The following is a 21,937-nucleotide window of genomic DNA, read 5'->3' as shown; positions in this document are numbered from 1 at the left end:
GGGTCCTACAGGGGGAGGGGATTAGGGCGCAAGGCATTCACAGGATAGTCCGAGCGACGCGATGATCATGCCGGCGCCGAGGCAGGTCAATACCAGCGGGACCAGCCAGAGGCTGAAAAATTCGTCGACCCGGGCGCTCCCCGGGTCGTTGGGCACGTACCGGACGCCCACCTCCTCGCCGACCTGGTGATCGGGGGTGGAGGAGCCGACCGAAGAAGTGAACGAAACGGTCTGGCCCGTCTGCGTCCGGTAACGAACGACGGGGTAGTAGACGGTATACTCCCGCTTCGTTTCCCGGTTGAAGCTGTCCGTCGACTCCCGGCCTTCGTGAGCGATCACCTCGCCGGAGGTGCGGACCGTGTCGGCCAGCCAGGTGCGGGTTTTATGGTAACTGTACAGGCTCCCCGTCAGCATGTTCAGGCCGATGAAACCGAAGACGGCCGACAGAATCGTGGGCGGGGTGGAGGAAAGGGAACCGGTGGAAAAACCGTAAACACCGGCCAGCAGAAGCAGGGCATCCAGCGTCAGACAAAAGGTGAGGATCGTCATGAGTAGTTGTCGTTTCGAGGTTTATACCCCAAATCTATACCCGGCCGACCCCTCCGGTCAAAGATGATATACTGAAGGGCGGGGAATGTCGCACTAATGGCGCAGAAATTCCGATGAGTCGCGGCCCGGCGATCCGGCGATCCGGCGGTCCGGCGATCCGGTTCTGCGCGTCTCATTTTCCCAGATGCAGTGTTTTCAGGCCGTTTTGGCCGGTTTTGATCGTTCGTTTGCCGTAGCCGACGATTCATCCGTCCGGAGTCGCGGTTGAAGGTGAAATTTTTGAAAGACCGCTTTCCGGCTCCCCACTTTTGCACCGTCGATCGGCCAGGCGGCCGAAGACCTTTTCACAAACCAACACCACACTACTAATGAAACGCATTCTGTTTTCCCTGGCCGTCGTCGCTGCGGCCGGCCTGACGTCCTGTCAGAAAGAGGCTGATGTTATGCCCGCTGCCTCGCATTCCACTTCCGCTCCGCAGGCCCGGGTGGCCGCGGCCGTCTCCGCCGACCTGCCGGTCTTCACCACCCCGCACCAGCTGATCAAACACGGGAACATGGTTCTGACCTATGACGCCCAGAAGCGGCTGGTGAAAGCGGCAGACGGCTACACGGAGAAGACGTATATCTACGGCAGCGGAGAAACGCTCTATACGCTCAGGCAGGGCGGTAAAGTCCGGCTGATCGTGCGGTATTTTCTGAACGGACAGGGTCGGTGTACGAAGCTGGATATGAAGGAGTACACCTACGACGATAAGGGGAACGCCTACGTCCGGCCGAGCATCTACCTGGCCTATTACAATGCCGACGGGAGACTTTCCAGCCTGGTCCGCCAGACCAACGATCCGAAATTTAACTATACGGCTTCCTACGCCTTCTTTTACAACGCGGACGGTGAGCTTTCGGTCGTCAAATCCTACTTCAGCGAAGTGCTGGTGCATCAGTATACCTTCAGCTACGACAAGCCGTATTCGGGCGCTCCGCAGACGGACTTTTATGAACTGAACCCCAATATCAATTTCCTGCCGCTGGATACGTATATGCGGGTGTTCGGCTCGTTCCGTAAGCACCTGATCCGGTCCTGTACGCTGGAATCGGCGGGCAACCCGGCGCAGAAGGAATACTACGTCTACAAACTCGCGGCCGACGGCTACGTTACCTCCATGGACGTGTACGACGGGAACACGAAGATCTTCAAAAAGACCATTCCCTTCGAGTTCAAAACCCTTCTGCCCGGTTTCTGAGGGTACTTCCCGGCCCCTGATGGGGCCGGGGATGTTACTTGCCGGCCGGTCTGGCCGGGACGGTTTTCATCTGGATAACGTCGACCAGGAAAGCGAAGGCCATCGAGAAATAAATGTAGCCTTTGGGAATCTCGAAATGCAGCCCCTCGGCCACCAGCGACATCCCGATCATCAGCAGGAAACAGAGCGCCAGAATCTTGAACGAAGGATGTTTGCTGATGAACGAACTGATCGGTTTGGAGGCTATGAGCATGATGAGCACCGTAACCACCACGGCCGTATACATCACCCACAACTCATCGACCATCCCGACCGCCGTAATGATGGAGTCGATGGAGAACACCAGGTCCAGGATGAGCACCTGCGTCAGAAGCTGCCCGAAAGTGGCTTTGACGGCCCCCGGGGCGTTGGCGTCGTCGTTCAGCTCGGCTTTATGGTAGATCTCCTTCGTACTTTTGTAGATTAGAAAGAGGCCTCCGGCAATCAGAATCAGCCCTTTGCCGCTGAAATCGACCCCGGCGACCGTGAACAGCGTCTGGTCGAGCCGCATGATCCAGCTGATCAGCGCCAGCAGGCCTAGCCGCATGAACATGGCCAGGCCGATCCCCCAGTACCGCAGCCGGTCCTGCTGTCCGGCCGGGAGTTTGTCGGCGAGAATGGAAATGAAAATGATGTTGTCGATGCCCAGAATGATTTCCAGTACGATCAGGGTCAGCAGGGGAACCAGGTTGTTGACGATGTCCATCGGAGTTGGATCGGGTGCAGTTCTTTATCCATAACCGAACCACACCCGATCTGTTTCCGGAGCCCTCACTGCGTACAGGCCCACTCATACCCGTTGATCTGGATGCCGACCCGTTCCTGGTCCGGGTATTTACTCGTAAAGATCTCGTATTTCAGCCGGCCGTTCGGATAGTAGATATAGTGATGACCATATTCGGCAGGCGGGTTGGCCGGGTCCGGATAAGCCCTCGTCCGCAGGTTGCGGTTCGGCCGGCCGTAGATCGTGATCGGATCGGGAACCGGGTTCGGCCGGCTTAAATCGTATTCATACCGGAGTCCTTCGCCCTTGACCACGTTCCCGTTCTCGATTTCGTAGGTAATCGGCCCCCGCCGGATCACATACCCCTCGGCGTTGTAGGTCACGTTCGTATCGATCACATAGCCCTGGGCGTTCAGCGGTAATATCTTTGTATATACAGGCGGCACCGGGTAGATGTGCCGGTCGTCCGTAACGGTCAGTTTTACCTCCGTCGGGAAGTATTCATACTCCGTCGTGATGTCCCAGGACGGCCGCTTCAGGTGCTGAACCGTCTTTTTGACCCGGCCCTGCGCGTCGTATTCATACGAAGTATTGCTGTCTTCGGCCCCGATCCGGTAGACGTCCGATTTCCAGCCGACCGCATACGACCGCCCGTCGACCTGGATGATCTCCCGGACCTCGAAATAGCCCGACACGTCCGACAAAGCCTGCTCGCCGACGGCGACGGTCTGGCCGGGCGGCAGCAGCAGGGAAGCGAGCGCGCTCAGGCGCAGGCTCATGCGGCAGGACGCCGGCTCGTTGGGGTTGACATGATCCTGCACGGAACAGGACCCGAAAAAGACGATAAAACCAAGGGGCAGGAGGCACCGGTACAGGAAACGCATTCTTTCTAAGGTTAAAGGTGTGTCATATGAGAATGGCTCTCGAAACGTATAGACCGGGTTGAAGGGGAAACGGTTGTAAACGGCCTGATAAAAAATGAGTTGGCTGATTTCCAAAGCCGCGTCGGGCGGCCGGTGGCGAATTCCTTTATGGACCTGCCGGAGCGTCAGGGTGCCCACGTGTCGGCCGGATTAGGCATTCCCGGCCTAATCCGGAATCGCCGAACAGCCGCCCATCAGGTAGATTTTGGCATCCATCCGTCCCCAGAAATTCTGGGCCTCCAGCTGGGCGACGGTGTAGTTCTTGGAGAGCATTTCATACACGTATCCGTCCGCATGGCTCTTGCCGGCCTGCATATCCTCGCAATATTTATTCAGTACGTAATTGGGGAGATAGGCAATCGCCAGCTCCCGGGACCGGCGACCGACGTTTTTCAATTCCTGCTCATCGGTAAAGTTGGGGCCGAACCACTGCTCGTACCGGCTCTTGTGAATCAGTAGCTCCCCGGCCCCGATCGAAGCATACTTGGTTTTGGCATCATAAGGCGCATCGGCATGGTCCAGGTAATAGTTGTCAGACATGAACCAGACCTGGGCATGGTCCCCGCCGAAGACCATTTTTACCGGGATGTTCACCGACCGCAGCAGCATCCGGAAGAACCCGGCCGTGCCTCCGCAGCCCGCCGTCCAGTGCCGCAGGCCGAATTCCGGCCTTTCCGGATTGAGGGTGCCGCTCAGGACGCGGGCCATCGGAGCCGCCCCCCGGTATTGCCAGTGGGCCTCCATATTCCCGGCAGAATTCCTGCCCAGATAGTGCGTCAGATTGAAGCGGGCCCAGTTGACGGCCCGGCTGATGGTCGTCAGCCGAACCGGGCTGATCATGCCGTTATCTTTCATAAACTGGTAACTTTTCAGGGGCGGTCCCGGCGTCACCGCGCCATGATAGCCGCTGCTGAGCAAATAGCCCTGCGGAGAATCGTTCCAGTAGAACATCTCCCGGCCGCTGAACAGCTGCGCCAGCTGCTGGTCCGAATAATCCAGCACCGACCAGCTGACCCGATGGCCCAGTTCAAGGGCTAAGGCGTGGCCGACGCTGGCCCGGAAATACCCCCAGGCATGATTGACCGAGTAGACGGTGGTCGCCCCCTCGTCGTCGGCGTGGGTCAGCAGGTTGGCAGGGATCTCCGGCACATAGATGGAACTGCCCTGCCAGGCTTTCTGGAAGGCCACCCAGAGCTGGGTTTGCTGGAGGGCGCTCCAGGACGGCCACGAGCGAATGCCGGTGCCGTCCTCCCAGACGATGCTCCCGGCGATTTTGGGATTTGCCTGCAACCAGGCGAACAGGTCCGGCAGGGCGGAGGCCGCCTGACCGCCCAGCCCCTCCCACTTTACGATCAGGTTCCGGTTGATTTCGTAGTCGACCGGCTGTTCCCACCGGAGCAGATCGTTGATTCTGGCCGCTTCCCGCAGGCCGATTCCCTGGACGGTTTCCGACTCCCGGCCGTCATACCGGAAGACGATATCATAGGTTCCGGCGGCATTTCTGGAAAGGGTGAAGCCGGTCAGGGGCGCCGGCCGGCCGGTGGTGAAGGCGGTCCCGGGTTGCCCGGCGGTCCGCCCGGCCGTCCCCGGGATGGTGTTGTTTTTCTCCGGCGAACCGGCCGTCTCCTGAACGGGAGAAAGGTCGATCCGGTGGCAGGCGACGAGCGCGGCCGTCAGCCCCAGCACGGACAGGATTTTTTTCATGCGTTCGATGGTGCAGATGTTGTTTGAATCCGACTGTCGGCAAAGGTAAGCCGGAGAGAAACAGCCGCTTAAAACAGACGGTCGGCCCGGAAGGAACGCGCTTCCGGGCCGACCAAATGGGAAGGGGCTGCGACCAATGAGCCAACGGTTCGGCAAACCTCGATCACCCCTTGCCCCGTTCTCCCGGCCCCCGTCGGCCTGAATACCGGAAACTCACTTCTTCGGCCGGTCGGTCGGGTATTGCACCATCTTTGCCGTAGACCGGGTATAGCCTTTAACCTGGATACGAATGACTCCCTACGTTCTCTATATCGAAGATGATCTGCTCCAGCAGCGGATGTGCAGGAATTTTCTGGAAAAAGCCGGCTACTCGGTGCAGGTGGCCCATACGCTGCGCATGGCCGATCTGCTGTTCTGTGAGCAGCGCCCCGAGCTGATTCTGGCGGACCTGACGCTGCCCGACGCCACCGGTCCCGAAATCGTGCAGTCGCTGCGGCAGCGGTACGACGGTCAGGTGCCCATCCTGGTCATCGCGGATGACCTGGCCCCCTTCCGGAAAGACGGCACGACCACCCTGGCCGACGGCTCGCTGGAAAAGCCTTTCACGGCCGCCGAACTGACGAACCGGATGCAGGTGCTGATCGAAGAAGTGCCGCAGGCTATGCCGGTGAACTGACCTTGGGACCGACTTTTTCCTACGCCGAGGCCAGGTGGCGGTCGTAGCCGGCGGCTACCAGCGCTTCGTAAGCTGCCCAGACGTCGTCCGGGATCTCCTGCGGGATCTGGAAGCCCTTGTCCGGGTAGAGTCTGATCCGTTGCAGATCCCCGACCATGATGCTGATGACGTCGTCCGGCGTCAGGGCCGGATTGGTGTATTTGCTCAGATAGGCGTCGAACGAGTCCTGGGGGGAGGTCACGATCACCTTTTTTTCGGGCCATACTTTCCGGAATGTTGCATAGCTCCGGCGTTCCATATACGGCTTCTGTACCACGATGAAGGTTTCGGCTTCGATGCCCCGCTCCGTCAGCAGCCGTTTGGTAAACAGCACGTTTTCGCCGGTGTTACTCGACTGGTTTTCAATAAGGATCCGCTCGGCCGGCACCCCCCGCTCGCGGGCGATGCGGGCGAACAGGTCGGCTTCCGGTTCGGTCCACATGAAGCGGGTGATGACGCCCAGCCCGCCGGAAAAGATCAGCCGGGGCGCCCAGCCTTCCAGAAACAGATCGGCGGCCCGTTCGGCCACCCGGGTGTCGTGGCTGCACAGCACCAGAATGGCGTCCGCCTTTTCCAGCGGCTGATTCGTATGGTGGTAATTCCAGAGTTTGAGGGCCAGTTCGTAAATCGGCGGGGAGAGGGTTCCGTTCGTCATGCGTCGTCGAGGTATTCCGCCCGCGAAGATAGGGAATGCCGGCGGTTTGAGCCTTTTCCCGTTCAGTCAGATAAAAAAACAGTTGGGACTGAATTGTGCGCAATTCAGAAAATCCGGTTTTCAGGCGAAGGGTCCGGGCGATATGTTGCAGTGTGAATCCTTCTTCCATACCTTGCTTTTTTGCTTTCTGTCTGATGGGGCTGCTCGGATCGGTAGCCGTCGTTCAGGGGCAGACCGCCCCGGCGGCCACGCTGGTCGGGCGCGTGCTCGATCCGGCCGGTCGGCCGGCTCCCTTCGCCACGGTCCGTCTGCGCAGCACCACCGACTCCACCCTTCAGACCGGTACGGTTGGCGACAGTGCGGGAACGTACCGGTTTCAGGCGGTGGACCCGGGCCGGTATGCGCTGACGGCCTCGCTGGTGGGGCAGGGCACGAGCCGGCCTGCCGTAATTTCGGTGGCGCCCGGCGTCGTTCGGCTGACCATTCCCGACCTGCACCTCACCGACACCGGCAACACGCTGGCCGAGGTGAACGTCCGGGCCGTCAAACCCTTCGTCGAGCAGTTTCCCGACCGCACCGTCCTGAACGTGGAGAGCAGCCCGCTGGCGGCCGGCGGCACGGCTCTGGAGGTGCTGGAACGCGCGCCGGGCGTGGTGGTCGATCTTCAGAACGAGCGGATTCTCCTCCAGGGCCGCGACGGCGTCCTGCTGCTGATGGACGACAAACCGACCTACCTCTCGACGACCGATCTGGTCAATCTGCTGCGCAGTACGCCCGCCGGTTCCATCGAAACCATCGAGATCACTACCAAACCGTCGGCCCGCTTCGATGCGGCCGGCAATGCAGGCCTGATCAACATCCGCATGAAACAAAGCCGCCCTCGCTCCGAACCCGGCCGGAAAGGAGCTACGGCGGAGCCGGGAAAACCGGCCGGAACCAACGGCAGCCTCAGCCTGACGGGCGGTTACGGCCGGTTTGCCAAAGCCGGGGCGGGCCTGCTGGTAAGTCACCAGTCGGCGCGGGGGTTGAGTCTGTACGGAAACTATACCTATGATTACCGCCGGCAGTGGAGCAGCCTTGAAGGCCGGCGGGTGCTACCCGAATCGGCCGGGCGGCTGGGGCTGAAAACGCTGTTTTACCGGCCTGGCACCATCCGGAACCATACCTACAAGGCCGGGGCCGACCTGCCCCTGAGCCGCCGGACCGCCCTCGGGGGGTCGGTATCCGGGAGTGTGACCGGCAACCGGGCGCGCATCGACAACGACAACCTGCTGTATCAGCCCGACGGCCGTTTCCTACGGACGGTGAACTTCACCAATGCCTCCGCCCGCGACCTGAGTCGCTTCGTCGGGAACGTGAATGTCCGGCACCGCTTCGACTCGACGGGCCGCAGCCTGAGCGCCGACCTCGATTATGCCGCCGTGCGGGTCGATACCCGCGACAACATGATCACCCGGCTGGCCGAGTCCGCCGAACCGACGCCGTTCCCGACCCGCTACCAACGCAATCGTTCGCCCTCGGACATCACGATCCGTTCCGCCAAAGCCGACTATACGCACCCGCTGGGCAAAGCCACCCGACTGGAAGCCGGCTGGAAAAGCAGCCTCGTGCGGACCGACAACGACCTGCGTTTCGAGAACCTGACCGACGGCGTCTGGCAGCCCGACTCCGGCCGAACCAACCACTTCGTCTACGACGAAACCGTCCATGCCGCCTACCTGACCGGCTCCCACGAGGGGGCGAAGTGGTCACTTCAGGCCGGGCTGCGGGCGGAATACACCCACTCGAAGGGCCATTCCGTGACGCTGGGGCAGGTGGTCGAACGGCGGTATCTGAATCTGTTTCCGAACGTGCTGCTGACCTGGAAGGCCGGGCGGGACCATCAGTTCCGGTATGCCTTCAGCCGCCGGATCGACCGGCCTAACTATCAGAATCTGAACCCGTTCGTCTACGTATCGGACAGCTATTCCTACTTCGAGGGCGACCCTTATCTGCAACCGCAGTATACGCAGGCGTTCGAGGTCGGCTATATCTATAAGAACGAAACCAGCCTCAGCTTCGGCTACAGCCGGACCCGCGACGTGATCGCCCACATCAACGAGCAGCGCGGGGAGCAGCTGCGCTACGGGCCGGCCAACCTGCGCCGGATGGACAGCTACAACCTGACGGCCGGCTTCCCGCTGAAACCGACGGCCTGGTGGAGCTTCCGGACGTCGGTCAGCGCCTTCGTGAACGTCTATGAGGCCGTGGTTCAGAACGAGCCGCTGAACGACTGGGGGCCGGCGGCCAACCTCAACATGAGCCATTCTTTCCGGCTGCCCGGCGGCATCACGGCTGAACTTTCCGGTGTTTACAACTCCCCGCGCATCGACGGCATGACCCGGTATCTCAGCGACGGGCAGGTGTCGGTCGGGGCGCAGAAGCAGTTCCTGAAAAAGCGGGCCACCCTCCGCCTGAACGCCACCGACCTCTTTTTTACGAGCCGGGTCGGCGGGGCCATCCACCACGGCCTGACCGACCTCGACTGGGTGTCCCGGCGCGAAAGCCGGACCGTCCGGCTGGCCTTCTCGTACCAGCTCGGCAACCAGAAACTGAAAATTTCCAGCCAGACCCGCAGCGGCAGCGAAGACGAACAGCGCCGTACGAATTAATCCTTTCCACTGACCATCAACCTGATTATGAACATCTTTCTTCGATTTCTCAGCCTTTCGGCGGTGATGCTGTTTTTTACCACCCGCTCCGTTACAGCACAGTCTTTCTCCGTCCGGGGCCGCGTGGCCGGTCCGGATGCCCGGCCGGTGGAGGGGGCGGTGGTGTCGCTCCTGGCCGCGAAGGACTCGGCCCTTGTCAAGGCGGCTTTGACCGAAGCGACCGGTACCTTCGCCCTGACGGCGCTCCCGGCCGGCACGTTCCGGGTGTCGGTCAGTTATCTGGGCTACCAGACCCTGCTGAGTGACCCGCTGACGCTCGATGCGCAGACGCCCGCCGTTTCCCTGCCCGATCTGGTGATGAAAACGGCCGATAGAACGCTGAACGAAGTTCGGGTGGTGGCGCAGAAGCCCTTCGTGGAGCAGAAGATCGACCGGGTGGTCGTGAACCCGGAGGCCCTGATCAGCAACGCCGGAACCCATGCGCTCGACGTGCTGGAGAAGTCGCCGGGCGTGCAGGTGGACGCCAACGGAACCATCAGCCTGAAAGGCCGGGCCGGGGTGATGATTTTCGTGGACGACAAACCCACCTACCTGCCCGCGTCCGAGCTGGCCAACTACCTGCGTTCGCTGCCCTCCGGCTCCATCGAAACCATCGAGATCATGACCAACCCGCCGGCCAGATACGATGCCGCCGGGAATGCCGGGGTCATCAACATCCGGCTGAAAAAGACCCGCACCCGGGGCCTGAACGGCGGCTTCAACCTGAGCTACGGCCAGGGCCGCTACCGGCGCAGCAACAACAGCCTGAACCTCAATTATCGCCGGAACAACCTGAATTTCTTCGCCAACGGGGGCCTGAGCGTCACCAATACCTATCAGGACCTGACCATCTGGCGGGAATATTTTACGCCGGCGGGGGCGTTGAATTCCTCCTTCACCCAGAACTCCTACATCCGGCGGAAACTCGGCAGCGCCGGCCTCAAAGCCGGCGTCGACTGGTATATCTCCAAAAAATCGACCCTGGGGCTGGTCGTCAACGGATTCCGTAATCCTTCCGAGTCCCACATCACCAACACGGCGCAGGTGCTGGATGCGCAGAACACGGTGACGTCCCGGGTGGAAGCCCTGAGCCTGGCCGACCGGCGCCTGACCAACCGGAGCCTGAACCTCAACTACGCGCATAAATTCGACAGCACCGGGCGGGAGTTGTCGGCCAACGTGGATTTCATCCGGTACCGGAATGCCCAGGACCAGTCGCTGGCGAACGACGTGCGGGAGGAGGGCGGTGGCTCGGCCAATACCCTGCTGGAGTCGTCGCTGCCTGCGACCATTGCCATCCGCACCGTCAAAGCCGACTATGTGCATCCGCTGAGCGGGGGCCACAAGCTGGAAGCGGGGCTGAAACGCAGCGATATCCGGACCGACAACGTGGCGGAATTTTTCGACGTGGTGGGGCAGGAGCGGTCACCGAACTACGAATTTTCCAACCATTTCATTTACAACGAACGCATCCAGGCGGGGTATCTGAACTACAGCTATCAGGGCAAACGGCTGTCGGTGCAGGCGGGTCTGCGGTTCGAGAATACCGCCATCCGGGGCAACCAGCTCGGCAATCAGGCGGTGGCCGATTCGTCGTTCCGGCGGAGGTACGACAACCTGTTTCCGACCCTGTACGTCAGCCATCCGCTCGACTCGGCGGGAAAACACCAGCTCACTTTCTCCTACGGCCGGCGGATCGACCGGCCGAATTATCAGGACATGAACCCGTTCATTTACCCGCTTGACCGGTTCACCCTCTACGGCGGCAACCCGTTCCTGCGCCCGACCTTCTCGGACCACATCGAGCTATCGCACGCATTCAACAATACCATCACCACTACGCTTCAGTACAACCGGGTGCGGGACGTCATCTTTGAGACCATAGAACAGGGCGGAACGGTCTTCTACAGCCGGCCGGGCAACATCGGCCGTCAGACCGGGTTCGGCCTGTCGGTGAACGGCACGCTGAAACCGGCGCCCTGGTGGACCGTCCAGTTCTATACCGAAGTGATGTACAACCGCTACCGGGCGAATCTTTACCAGCAGAAACTCGACAATGCCGGCACCTACTGGCAGGTGGCCCCGACCAGTCAGTTCCGGCTCAGCTCGACCTGGAGCGCCGAGCTGGGCGGGTCGTACCAGACGCGGCTGTACGTCGGCCAGTTCACCATCTCGCCGATCGGCAACGTCCGCCTGGGGGTGGCGAAAAAAGTCTGGAAGGACAAGGGCACCCTGAAGCTGGCCGTGAGCGACGTTTTCTATACCAACCAGGTCGAGGGCTTCATCCAGAGCCTGTCCAATTCGTCGGCGCGCTGGTTCAGCTACCTCGACAGCCGGGTCGCCACGATTTCGCTGTCCTACCGCTTCAGTCGGGGCCAAACCCTCCGGCTGCGGCAGACGGGCGGCTCCGAATCCGAACAGAGCCGTGTCCGCAGCTGACGGGCAGGCTACCGGTTTCGGGCGTCCTACACGGTGGTTTCGCTCCACCACTGGTTCACCATGGCATTCGTATAGACGCCGTAGCCCCGGTTTTCGGGGTCTTCGGGCATACCCAGATAGGTCTTGAAGAAGTTGATGGTTTTGGTAAAATCCGTGCCGTAGGCACCGACGTGCCGGGGAACGATCATGACGGCATGGGTGGGGTTGTGTCCGGGATAGGCCCGTTCGTAATCCGAGTAGGTGCCGAGAAAAGCCGCCCGGCATTCGATGCCCGTGTCGCCCGCGAACTTGCCCGGGTAGGCCCGGCGCATCCCGCGCTTCAGGAAGGTCTTCAGTTCCAGCAGGGTACGGGTGAAGGTGCGTTCGTTATTGTCGCGCGGAAAAAACGTCCGGTCTGCGTCGTAATAGCTGGTGACGAAGGAGTCGTTGACGGTGATGGTGAAGGCGTCGCTGTCCTGATGGGTGCCGAAGGCCTTGCTTTTGAAGGCGGGCGTCTGCATGATCTTGTACAGTGTATTGTAGTAGGCCCGCGTAAAGACGCAGCCCCAGACCCAGCAGTAGCCGTCGGAAGCGAAGGCGTTCTGAAAATGGCCCCAGTCGGTGTCGCTCATGTTTTCGCGGGCAAAATCTTTCGTGCGGCCGTCCTTGTCGCGGGGGTCGCGCTCGGGGTAGCGGCTGCCGCCGACGGCAAACTCGCTGCGCTCGAAGGAGTTGACCAGTACCGGCCCGCCGTACCAGCCGTGGCCCATGACGCTGAACTCCCGGACGGTGCCGGGCTCGGTCGCCCCGAGGTTGCTCACATACCGGTAGGCGTCGGTGATCGACAGCACGTTCGTGTCGGCGGAAATGAAATGCTCGCTCTGGTAATGGGTGGAGCGGTTGATGGCCGTGAAGCTGCCCGAATCCGGGCTCCAGGAGCGGGAGGTACCGTTGGAGGTGTTCCGCTCAATTTTGCCGGCCTTCACGTCGAAGCGGACGAAGACCACGTCGGGGTCGTTGGCCCAGGACGGGTTCTGCTGCTGGAGGTACAGCCGCCGTTTGTCGGCGATGTAGGCGAAGTTGACGCCCCCGTTGGCGTAGTCGTATCCGGCGACGATGATAATGTATGTTTTCATGGTTCTCTGAAAAATACCTGTGGGCTACTCGGCCTCGATGACGATTTCCCGGGCCAGGATGGCGTTGAATTCGCTCTTTTCCTTCGTGCCGTCCTCGAAGCGTTTGAAGGCCCGCCACTCGACCTTCTGGGTTTTCGGAAAAATCCTGACCACCGGCTGCGGCACCAGATTGCCCCGGAATTCGATCGGTTCCAGTTCTTCCGGGACCGCTCCCACCGCCCGCAGTTCCACCCGCAGGCTCTTGAGTCCCAGCGCTTCCGGCGACCGGCCCCGCCAGATGAACCGCACCTCGTTGTTGTTCGTCCGGTTCAGGTCGATCACTAAGGCGTTGGTCAGCACCGGCCCCTCGTCGATGTCGATCACGGTGCCGTCGGTGGTGATGGCGCCGGCCTTGAAAAAGAGTTTGTCCTGCGCGGATTGCAGTTTGATGCCGAGGTCCGGGCTGTCGAAGCCCGGGGCTTTCAGCCGGAACAAGGTTTTGACGGGCTCCTCCAGGTCCGGCGATTCGACCCGGATTTCCAGCAGAATTTCCTTGATGGCCTCGTTCCGCCCGGCCACCACCGGAATCAGCGAGAACTGCGACCGCTGGAACGGTTTGTTCACGATCAGTTCGTCGTCCTGGAGATACACCGGCTCGGTCCGGACCGACGGCCGCTCGTCGGCAAAGTGATATTCGCGGGCGGCTTCGATGAACAGGGCGGTTTTATCCCGGCCCCGCACCGTCCAGGCGGCATTTTTCAGCGTCGGATTGAGCGTGATGACCTCCGTATCGAGCACGGTGTCGGCGGCATCCTTCAGCCGCAGCGTCACGTCGACTCCCCGGAACTCCGCCAGGTTGATATTGCCGTCGCGCACCTCGATCCGTTTGATGAAAGTGTAGGTATCCGGGAAGATGACCAGGTTCTCGTTGGTGCTGAACTGGGGGGTGGTCAGGATTTCGGTCGGGCTGCTGATGCCCGCGGTCTGACCCCGGTACAGAAACCGGATCTGGTAAAAATACCCCACCGGCTCGCCTTTTTCGTACAGCCAGGCGATGGACGTCCTGCGGTTGTTGTCTTTGTGGAAGGTCAGGCTTTTCAGCGGGTCGGCGGTTTCCGGGACGGCGAACCGCCCGGCGGGCGCATCGGCCCGGAGGCCCTCCTTCGCCCGCCAGATCACCACCTCGGCGCTGAGCAGGTCGGCCTCCGGTTTCGTAAAGTCGTGGACCAGCTCAATGGAGAGCGACTGTTCGCGCCAGAGGTCGCTGAAGACCACCCGCTGGATGTATTTATCCCGGTTGGCGGCAATCTGCCGGCCCAGCACCCACAGGTGCGACTGCGGGTTGTGCGTCCGGACCACCGCCGAACGCTCCCGGTAATCGGCCTCGATGACCTTGTCGTGCGTGATCCGTTCCTTCGTGAATTTGTAGGAGACGCCCACCACCGGCACCAGGCTCGTCAGGTTCGGAATGTTGACGGAGTCGGGGTTGACATACGGCCGGAACATTTCGCGGAGAATGCTCTCCTTGAAGTCCTTGACCATTTCGTCCATCATCCTCTTCGTTTCGGGGTCTTCGGCCTGGCTGAGCACCTCGATCTTCAGGTCGCCGTCCTCCTCCATCTTTTTGGTGAGCCAGTTCAGCTCGGCCCCGAGGGAAAACTTGACGCCGTAGGTAAACTCGGCCTTGATGCCGAGCTGGTGGGAGACGCTGTCGTAACACCGGCCGAGGTTGGCCCAGATGCGGAGGTCGAGGGCGGGCCGGATGGCGGTGTATTTCAGGTCGTACAGCACCCCGGCTACGTTGCCCGTATCGCCTTCCAGCGCCCCCAGGATCAGGGCCGTGCCCCGGCGGTCGAGCCGGAGGTTGAAGATGCTTTTCAGGTCGTTGGACATCAGCGAGGGCTTCAGTGATCCGATGATGCTCTTCACGAAGGCGTCCTGCCCCATCGATTCGTTGCGGCCGGTGATGGCATCGAGGGCCATCAGGTTGACGGTGCCGTCTTTCCAGGGCGGCACTGTGGCCCGCAGCGAATCCGGGAAGATGCCGGTGCCCTTCAGCTTTTCGACGGCCTTCTCCAGCCGGTCGGGCGAGACGGTACACTGGACGCCCAGCGACAGGATGGACCCCGCCGTTTTGCGCAGGTCGTCGAGATCGCCCTCCACGATGTCGCCTTCCGAAAACATCTGAAAGAACAGCTCGTAAAAGTCCGACGGACCGCCGGCCGGGGCCCGCTGGGGCGCCAGACTGACCTCGTCGGGGAAGTAATAGACCAAGTCGGTCAGCTCGTGATCGCCGTAAAAGATCAGTCCTTCGTGAATGCCTAAGGGTTTTGCCAGGTCCAGCATGGTCGAGCGTTCATTTACCAGAGATTATCCGGGATGGTAATTTCGATTTTGTCTCTGGTTTCGTCGAACCAGTCCGATTTGTACGCTTCTCCGCCCAGTCCTTTGACCCGGCTTCGGTACTGAAAGCCCTTGCGGTTGAAATCCGGCATCGGATGGCGGAACTCCACGGTATCGCCGATCCGGCGGAACGGCAGCCGCTCGCTTTCGAGATGAATGCCGTTGGCGGGGTCATGGTAGACGAACTCGACGCTCACCTGCTTGATGGATTTGCGGTCGAAGTCCGGCGAATGGGTGAGCGTGGCCCGGATGATCCGCTCGGCACTGATCCGGTCGGACACCACCAGCACCGGTCCCTGGTGCGGCTGCCACGGCCCCTGAATCACGGCCCCGTCGGCCGTCAGAACCGTCACCCGGTATTCGAAGGCTTCGCGGGGCGTCCGGAGGCTGGTGGCGACGCCCAGCGTTTTTTCGGTCGAGTCGCTTTTGAAGTCGAACTTCAGCAGCAGCGGGTCTTCGCGTTCGGCGTCCGTGATGCGCGCTTCCAGAATCACCTTCCCGGTTTTCGTCCAGTCGGCCGTGCAGAGCAGATCGACCGACCATTTGTTCTCGAACGGGTTCGGAATGAAGAAGAAATTCGAGCTGAGGTCGGTATAGGACGCCTTGTGTTCTTTGGCTTCGGCCAGGAAATAGGTCAGGTTCAAGTCGAAGCGGAGCGGGATGGTTTTGTTGGTGACGATGGACAGCACCTTCTGCGCCTTGTCGTCGGACCGGAACAGGAACGTCCGTTTCAGCACCGGCGTCAGGTCGTTTTTGTCCAGCACGTTCAGTTGGGCCTCGATCAGGTGAGCATGGCCGAACAGGCTGGTGTCGTCCAGGCCGACGGTCAGTTCGCGGGCTTCGAAGTATTCCGCCGAATTGAAGTAGATGTAGGGGCTGTTTTCCGAAAGCCAGTCCAGTTCGAGTTTGCCGGGCAGCCGCAGGGAATCGGTCGTCATGAACAGGGTCGTCCGGTAGTCGTAGCGGTATTTCCGGTCTTTCTGCCGGGTGAAGTTCAGGTGGTTGCGGAGCGTGTCGTCGGTGTCGAACACGATGCTGTTTTCCACCACGATCTCTTCCGTCTCCGCATCCACCACCCGGCATTCGATCACGACCGACTTGATGTTCGAATTCTTGAAGGTATCGGCCGACAGCCGCACTTCCACCTTCTGGTCGATGAACGGAATTTCGTCGAGTTTGATCCAGCGGATGCGGTCTTTGATGCCGCCGGCGGCCCGGATCAGCGTGGGCAGCAGCGCCTGCGGATTGAGCGGGTAAGTCTTGACGTTGCGCTGCGACAGGTTGATCGTCGTGGTGCTGAGCTGCGATTCGTCGATGGTCCGGCGGATGTGATGCACCCCCGGCGCAATGGACGACAGCACACGGCTGACCCCGCCCGCCAGCCGGTCCTCCCACTTCTCGGACGCGCTCAGCGGGGAGGAGGCCGGCTGAAAAAGCCGCTTGACGACCTCCGATTTCAGCTCGTTGAGGAGGCTTTTCATGGCCTCGCTCTTGATGTCGGGGTCCAGTTCCTGCACCTCGATCTCGATGGCGCTCGACTCCTTCAGCTGATCGACGGCGGCCGTGATCTCGTCGGTGAAGAAGATGAAGTTGGTCTTGTCGAACTTCTCGAAATGATGGTAGACCTTGCTCCAGTGGACGTTCATGGACGCCTTGAAAACCGGCGCGATCCCGAGCATTTTCAGTTCATAGTGAACGCCGGCGGCAATCGTGTCGGAGTCCAGGGCGGCTATCAGCAGTTTGGCGTCGTTGCCGACGGCCCGCACCACCAGCGAGGCCGTGTTGGCGCCGAAAATAGTAGGGGTGACCTCGGAGGTGACAAACCACTTCTTCGGATCGGGTTCGTCGCCGGCGGCCGCGATGATCAGGTACACTTTCCCCGAATGAATCGGGGCCGGGGCCAGGAGTCTGGGTTTGGCGCCCAGTTTCTCCTTGATGGCCTTTTCGGCCGCTTCCAGTTCCTTCTGGGAGACGGACAGGCTGACGTCCAGCATCAGCCCGGCTTCCATGATGCTGTCGGTCTCGGTTCCGATGCCGGATTCGGGCAGGATGGCGTAGGCTTCCAGGTTCGGCTCCCCGGCCGCATTCCGCACGATGGACGGCTGGAGGCAGACGTAGTAGAACGTCTCGGAGTCGGTATCGTCCCGGAACAGGACCAGGCGGCCCGACTCCAGAAAAGGCGGCTTATAGCTCAGCATGGCGGTAAGGTGGCGTCAAAGTAGAACATCCGGCGGCTCAGGAAACGGCGGGCGCTTTCAGAATCAGGAAGCTGCCCTGGCTGGTCCCCGAAGTCTCCACCGAACTGCCGTCTTCCTTAATCAGCGCCAGCTGATAACTGTACGAAGTGTCGGTTTCGCTCGTGCGGGGAATGTACCAGCTGATCACCCCGGTGGCCGAGGCCGGGTCCAGGAAAATCTCCCGGCTGGATTTGGCCGTGCCGTTGGTATACTGAAGCGTCAGCAGGGCGTTCGAGTAGACGCTGCCCAGTTTAAGCTGCCCGGCGTTGATGTTGACCTTGAAGATGGGCAGGATCAGCGTCCCTTCGCCGTCGCCGTCGATCAGGGCACTCCGCGCGATCGAATCGTCGGAAACGATCCGGTACTGGTATTTGAACTTCGACTGTTTTTTGTCGACCATGACGATCTTGATCAGGGCCGGGTCCCAGTCGTCGTCGGCCGACAGCTCAGCCTTGCCGACGCTGGAGAACTGGTTGGCCGCATCCTCGTACCGGACCTCGACGATGACTTTCTTCACCGACTTGTCGGGCGGCTGCGGCAGTTCGATCGTCAGGTCCATCGTGTCCTGGTAGGGGCTGGCAATCAGGATGCTCACGAGGTTGCTCTCGGTGACGTAGTATTTCTTTTCCTCCATCTGGAGCGTATTGCCGCCGGAGAAGAAGTAGGTGGCCCGGTACACCAGCGGGGCGTCGATGACCCGGCCCAGGATGCGGGTCAGGCGTTCGCCCTCCGGCTTGTCGAGCTTCAGAAGAAGGGTATCCGTGAAATGACCCGGTTCGCCTTCCTCTTTGTAGGAGACGTCGACCTGAACGGCCGTGACGGCGTTGGCGCCCGTCAGCGAGCTCAGGATGGGGTGCGGTTTGAAGACGGCGTCGATCAGCCCCAGCTTCCCGATGTTGACGTTGATGGTTTCGGAATTGGTCGACTCGGGCGGCAGGACCACCGGCTGCGAGATGCCCCTGAAAAAGACCTCCGTGGTATATTTGGCGACGCCGTCGTCTTTTTTGGGCCGGCGGAAGTGCCAGACGTCGGGGGCCGTGCCTTTCTGGAACAGCACGGAGTTGCGCTGGCCCGCAGCCGGGTATTCGACGTTGACTTTCACGGCATTGACGAAGGGCGCTTCGTCCCAGGGCGCGTCGACGGACGTTCTCAGGGTGATGGTTTCCACTTCCTGCACGCTCAGGTCGACGAGTTTGGTGATGTGCTGTTTGCGGCTTTCGGAGATCCCTTCCAGAAAATTCATGATCGTTCCCTGGGGGGCGATCTGCCACTCGACCACGTCCTCCTGCGTGAAGCGCAGCTCGACGAACGACCGGACCTCCTCCTTCATCACCTTGATCATGGAGTTTTTCCGTTCGTCCTCGGTCATGCCGTGAATGCGGCTTTTGATGATTTCCCGCACCTTCTCCTCGATCAGCTTCATGGCCATGTTCCGGAGCTGGCTGACGTATTCGTCGGAGATTTCCGAGGAACCCTTCCGGACTTCGATGTTCATCAGTCCTTCTTCCACCAGCTTCTCGGTCACCTCCGAGACGTTGATGCGCTCCACGTCGGCGTCGGAGCAGCCCTGATCGGTATTGCGCCACACCCGGTCGACCTTCCGGTTGATCTCGCTCTCCTGCGTGGAGCCGGCCCAGGCCCGGATTTCGAGGCTGGGCAGCCGCATCTGGAATTTGAGGTCATACCGGATGCTGATGGCCTTGATGCCGTCTTTCAGGGCCTTGTACCAGATGGCTGCGCCGGTGGGGCTGAGCCGCAGGGCAAAAGCCGCATTGTTGTCGCCGATGAGGCTGGCCGGGCCGCCCGCCGACGACCAGGGAATGAGGTCGCCGGCTTTTTCTTCGAGCAGCGTGACGGTGCCTTCCGTGAAGCTGACGGCCCCGAACCGGATTTCCCGGACGGGCGGCACGTCGGGGTCCGGGATGGTGGTTTCACCCCGGGCTTTGGCGATGAGGCCCAGCCGTTCCCTCTCCTTCTTGATCAGGATTCGCCGGCGGTCTTCCTGCACCTGGGCGCTTTTCAGCTTGCCGGCGATCTCGTCCAGCACGGCCTGGCTGACGCCGAGGTGCGCGTCGAAGTTGATCCAGCCGCCCGCCAGACCGGCCACGCTGTCGGAGGAGCCGTCGGCGCGGTCGGTCCAGAAGAGGCCGCTGAAGATGGGCTGGCCGTTCTCGACCCGGATTTCCGGACTGGTTTTCAGGGCGTAGAACAGGTTGCAGTCCTCATCGTCGGGGAAGACGACCACGTTTTTATGATTCAATACACTCGGAATGGTAATCATGGGAAAGGGTTCTTGTTAGGTTAAACCGTCAGTTTCTGAGGTCGGATGATCAGGAAGTTGCCCGAGGTGGTTTCCGGCTCGGTCCAGTCGGTCCAGAACGTGGGGTCGAGGACGTAGACGGTGCCGACCCGGTACATGTACTTGCGACTGGACAGCTGCTGCGAGTTCAGGATCTGTTTGATGCTGCGCGCCATCTTGATCGAATCGACCGGCTTGGTCTTGCTCAGCTGAACGGCGGACACCTCCCCGGCTTCGTTTTTGATCTCCACGATCACCTGGTGAACCTGCCGGAACGGCGCCAGGGTGGCGTCGTCCAGTTCGTTCCAGCGCTCGAAGAGCGGACAGTTGACCTCCAGCTGCCAGATCTGCGGGTCGCCGGTGGCATAGTCGATCACCTTCGACAGCACCTGTTCGGGAGTAGTGTTGAGCGACAGCCCGAACGGTTCACAGGACAGTTCGGTCCAGAACCGTTCGGTGAGGTCCATGATGTCTTCCTGCCGCAGCAGCACTTCCTGGCTCCCCTGCTCGGGAATCTCGATCGGCCAGGCCCGCTGCACCCCGATGTCGTAATCGGCATCGTAAACGGTGCTTCCGATTTTGGAGAGCAGCGTCAGCTCGGCCCCGCCGACGACGATCGGAAAGGTGTTCGTGTTGTGGATCCGGAAGCCGGTGATGGGCACGTCCGGCTGGCCGGAGTCGACGGTTTCGATGCCGACCGGAATCCCGACCAGCTTCCGGATGTCCAGCTCGACCGGAATCCGTACCGACTTGGTCTGGTCCGGATTGTCGCCGTCCGTGACCAGTTCGAACACGGCGTCGCCCACGACCCACTCGCCGTCCGACAGTTCGCGCTTGAAGAAATCGAAGGATTCGAGCGAACATTCCACCGACAGGGTAAAGCCCGTGATGGGGTCGATGGTCTCGATGGCTTCCTTGATTTTTCCCCGGAACACGGCGTTTTCCCCGGCGAAGGCGTCCCGCAGTTCGAACCGGACGGATTTGTAGCCGCCGAGGCTCAGTTCACAGAACTTGACCAGACCGGTCGTGGCCGTGTTGAGCGTCCGGTAGAGGTCTTTCTTGGCCTTCGGATTGTAATACGGCAACAGGGTGATACCGATGTTGATGCGGTATTTGGCCGTATCGTTGGGATCGTCGCCGGCCACCATCGTGATGGAAATCTTCGGCTCTCCGTTGTTTTCCTTCGCCTTGATCCGGAAGACCTGCGGCAGAAAGAAAAAGACGTCGGGCTGGGCCGTCGGTTTGTAGTAGATGGGGTATTGCAGCCCGTTCTCCTTGATGAGGTTGACCGACGTCCACTCGAAGCCGTTGACTTCCGTGTCGGCCAGCAGTTCCCCGAAAACCGACTGGTCTTTTTTGGTATACTGCACCATCTCCACGTGCATCAGGTCGATCTTCGCCGGCGGGCCGGGCTGGGGCTGCGGTTCGGGCCGGGGGCCGGGCGTCTGATTGCGGTGGTCACGGACGATGGGTCCGCTTCCCGTCCGGTGGTCGCGGACCCAGGGCCTCGCCCTGACGCGGTCGCCGGCAATGATATGGTCGGTCCGGGCGAGGATCTGGGCCTGGGCCAGGAACGGCCGGCCGGCGGCCGACATGTGCCTCACTTTCAGTTGCGTCAGGTCCGTCATATCACTGGCCCCGATGCCGACCCGGGGGCGGGCCTGTTCCGCCGGTCCGGAAGTCATCACCTGAAACCACAACTCCGACCGGATCGTCAGCTGGAAGGTGACGGTCAGGTTCGACTTGGTCAGGTCGCGGACCAGGTCCAGGACGGTTTCGGGCGTGATTTCCGTTTCGGCCACCAGATCCTGAAGGATGTTGATGTCGTTGATCAGGGGCGAGGCCGTAATCTGCATCGGCTGTTTGACGGTCTTGCCGCCGGCCTGAAACTGCACCTCGATCTGCTGGTTCCGGATCGTGAACGGGAACACGTCGGGCTCGGGCCGGAAGGCTTCGACGATGCAGTGCAGGGTGGTTTTACCGGTGGTGGCGTCCTTCACGAACCAGAAGGCGTCGGAGTCCGGGATGACGCTGCCGCCTTTTCGTTTTTTGATCCGGAACCGGGGCTGCCCGAATTTCTGCCCGTTGACGACGTAGACCCGGTTGGCGTCCGACGGAACCTCGTTCACCTGATTGTGCTGAACGACGAAAATCCGGGTGGACATCGCTGCGGTGGACAGCATGTAGAGCTGCGGCTGGATTTTGGTGTTTTCGATGCCTGCCAT

The 21,937-nt window shown here is 61.0% G+C and carries 14 protein-coding genes; 4 read left to right on the top strand and 10 right to left on the bottom strand.

What is annotated here, in order from left to right; genetic code table 11:
- Positions 1–21: 21 nt before the first annotated feature.
- Positions 22–549 carry a DUF3592 domain-containing protein gene (locus DX909_RS09050; RefSeq protein WP_128544816.1) on the bottom strand — a complete coding sequence of 176 codons (528 nt, stop codon included), beginning with the start codon at positions 547–549 and terminating at the stop codon, positions 22–24.
- A 368-nt stretch (positions 550–917) separates the two neighbouring features.
- Here DX909_RS09050 and DX909_RS09045 point away from each other — a divergent pair, with 368 nt between their 5' ends.
- Positions 918–1,790, top strand: a complete 873-nt coding sequence (locus DX909_RS09045) for a hypothetical protein (RefSeq protein ID WP_128544815.1) — start codon at positions 918–920, stop codon at positions 1,788–1,790.
- Positions 1,791–1,824: 34 nt separating this feature from the next.
- Here the strand turns inward: DX909_RS09045 and DX909_RS09040 are convergent, their stop codons facing one another.
- The 3 genes from DX909_RS09040 to DX909_RS09030 form a co-directional block, all read right to left on the bottom strand.
- Positions 1,825–2,535 carry a TerC family protein gene (locus tag DX909_RS09040; RefSeq protein WP_128544814.1) on the bottom strand — a complete coding sequence of 237 codons (711 nt, stop codon included), beginning with the start codon at positions 2,533–2,535 and terminating at the stop codon, positions 1,825–1,827.
- A 65-nt stretch (positions 2,536–2,600) separates the two neighbouring features.
- Entirely contained in the window at positions 2,601–3,437 is an 837-nt protein-coding gene (locus DX909_RS09035; protein WP_128544813.1) for a hypothetical protein, read from the bottom strand.
- 204 nt (positions 3,438–3,641) lie between these two features.
- On the bottom strand, positions 3,642–5,180 hold the full coding sequence (locus tag DX909_RS09030) for a hypothetical protein (protein WP_128544812.1): 1,539 nt from the start codon (positions 5,178–5,180) through the stop codon (positions 3,642–3,644).
- A 289-nt stretch (positions 5,181–5,469) separates the two neighbouring features.
- On the opposite strand from DX909_RS09030, the gene DX909_RS09025 reads away from it, so the two are divergent.
- On the top strand, positions 5,470–5,856 hold the full coding sequence (locus DX909_RS09025; RefSeq protein WP_128544811.1) for a response regulator transcription factor: 387 nt from the start codon (positions 5,470–5,472) through the stop codon (positions 5,854–5,856).
- A 19-nt stretch (positions 5,857–5,875) separates the two neighbouring features.
- Here DX909_RS09025 and DX909_RS09020 read toward each other — a convergent pair whose 3' ends face one another.
- Positions 5,876–6,550 carry a YdcF family protein gene (locus DX909_RS09020; RefSeq protein ID WP_128544810.1) on the bottom strand — a complete coding sequence of 225 codons (675 nt, stop codon included), beginning with the start codon at positions 6,548–6,550 and terminating at the stop codon, positions 5,876–5,878.
- A gap of 194 nt (positions 6,551–6,744) precedes the next feature.
- On the opposite strand from DX909_RS09020, the gene DX909_RS09015 reads away from it, so the two are divergent.
- Both DX909_RS09015 and DX909_RS09010 read left to right on the top strand, forming a co-directional pair.
- A complete protein-coding gene (locus tag DX909_RS09015; protein WP_128544809.1) occupies positions 6,745–9,201 on the top strand; it encodes an outer membrane beta-barrel family protein in 2,457 nt (818 codons plus the stop codon).
- 27 nt (positions 9,202–9,228) lie between these two features.
- Positions 9,229–11,679: a TonB-dependent receptor gene (locus tag DX909_RS09010; RefSeq protein ID WP_128544808.1), complete on the top strand. Its 2,451-nt coding sequence runs from the start codon at positions 9,229–9,231 to the stop codon at positions 11,677–11,679.
- 26 nt (positions 11,680–11,705) lie between these two features.
- Here DX909_RS09010 and DX909_RS09005 read toward each other — a convergent pair whose 3' ends face one another.
- The 5 genes from DX909_RS09005 to DX909_RS08985 are packed head-to-tail and all read right to left on the bottom strand — an operon-like array spanning position 11,706 to position 21,937.
- A complete protein-coding gene (locus tag DX909_RS09005; protein ID WP_128544807.1) occupies positions 11,706–12,794 on the bottom strand; it encodes a hypothetical protein in 1,089 nt (362 codons plus the stop codon).
- Positions 12,795–12,818: 24 nt separating this feature from the next.
- A complete protein-coding gene (locus DX909_RS09000; protein ID WP_128544806.1) occupies positions 12,819–15,119 on the bottom strand; it encodes a hypothetical protein in 2,301 nt (766 codons plus the stop codon).
- A 14-nt stretch (positions 15,120–15,133) separates the two neighbouring features.
- A complete protein-coding gene (locus DX909_RS08995; protein WP_128544805.1) occupies positions 15,134–17,374 on the bottom strand; it encodes a hypothetical protein in 2,241 nt (746 codons plus the stop codon).
- A gap of 37 nt (positions 17,375–17,411) precedes the next feature.
- The gene (locus DX909_RS08990; RefSeq protein ID WP_128544804.1) at positions 17,412–19,694 is read right to left on the bottom strand and encodes a hypothetical protein; all 2,283 of its coding nucleotides are present in this window, start codon (positions 19,692–19,694) and stop codon (positions 17,412–17,414) included.
- A 20-nt stretch (positions 19,695–19,714) separates the two neighbouring features.
- Positions 19,715–21,937 (bottom strand): hypothetical protein, encoded by a 2,223-nt coding sequence (locus tag DX909_RS08985; protein ID WP_128544803.1) that lies wholly within the window; start codon positions 21,935–21,937, stop codon positions 19,715–19,717.

Origin of the sequence: Larkinella soli (assembly GCF_003703975.1) — a bacterium.
Classification (GTDB): Bacteria; Bacteroidota; Bacteroidia; order Cytophagales; family Spirosomataceae; genus Larkinella; species Larkinella soli.
The sequence above is the reverse complement of the archived record's forward strand: the minus strand, read 5'-3'. Positions and strand labels throughout refer to the sequence as shown.

Bases quoted from the DNA above. Each gene is read 5' to 3' on its own strand.
- DX909_RS09040 (WP_128544814.1), bottom strand. From the start codon at position 2,535: ATGGACATCGTCAACAACCTGGTTCCCCTGCTGACCCTGATCGTACTG.
- DX909_RS09010 (WP_128544808.1), top strand. From the start codon at position 9,229: ATGAACATCTTTCTTCGATTTCTCAGCCTTTCGGCGGTGATGCTGTTT.
- DX909_RS09025 (WP_128544811.1), top strand. From the start codon at position 5,470: ATGACTCCCTACGTTCTCTATATCGAAGATGATCTGCTCCAGCAGCGG.
- DX909_RS09050 (WP_128544816.1), bottom strand. From the start codon at position 549: ATGACGATCCTCACCTTTTGTCTGACGCTGGATGCCCTGCTTCTGCTG.
- DX909_RS09030 (WP_128544812.1), bottom strand. From the start codon at position 5,180: ATGAAAAAAATCCTGTCCGTGCTGGGGCTGACGGCCGCGCTCGTCGCC.
- DX909_RS09005 (WP_128544807.1), bottom strand. From the start codon at position 12,794: ATGAAAACATACATTATCATCGTCGCCGGATACGACTACGCCAACGGG.
- DX909_RS09000 (WP_128544806.1), bottom strand. From the start codon at position 15,119: ATGCTGGACCTGGCAAAACCCTTAGGCATTCACGAAGGACTGATCTTT.
- DX909_RS09015 (WP_128544809.1), top strand. From the start codon at position 6,745: ATGGGGCTGCTCGGATCGGTAGCCGTCGTTCAGGGGCAGACCGCCCCG.
- DX909_RS08995 (WP_128544805.1), bottom strand. From the start codon at position 17,374: ATGCTGAGCTATAAGCCGCCTTTTCTGGAGTCGGGCCGCCTGGTCCTG.
- DX909_RS08990 (WP_128544804.1), bottom strand. From the start codon at position 19,694: ATGATTACCATTCCGAGTGTATTGAATCATAAAAACGTGGTCGTCTTC.
- DX909_RS08985 (WP_128544803.1), bottom strand. From the start codon at position 21,937: ATGGCAGGCATCGAAAACACCAAAATCCAGCCGCAGCTCTACATGCTG.
- DX909_RS09020 (WP_128544810.1), bottom strand. From the start codon at position 6,550: ATGACGAACGGAACCCTCTCCCCGCCGATTTACGAACTGGCCCTCAAA.
- DX909_RS09045 (WP_128544815.1), top strand. From the start codon at position 918: ATGAAACGCATTCTGTTTTCCCTGGCCGTCGTCGCTGCGGCCGGCCTG.
- DX909_RS09035 (WP_128544813.1), bottom strand. From the start codon at position 3,437: ATGCGTTTCCTGTACCGGTGCCTCCTGCCCCTTGGTTTTATCGTCTTT.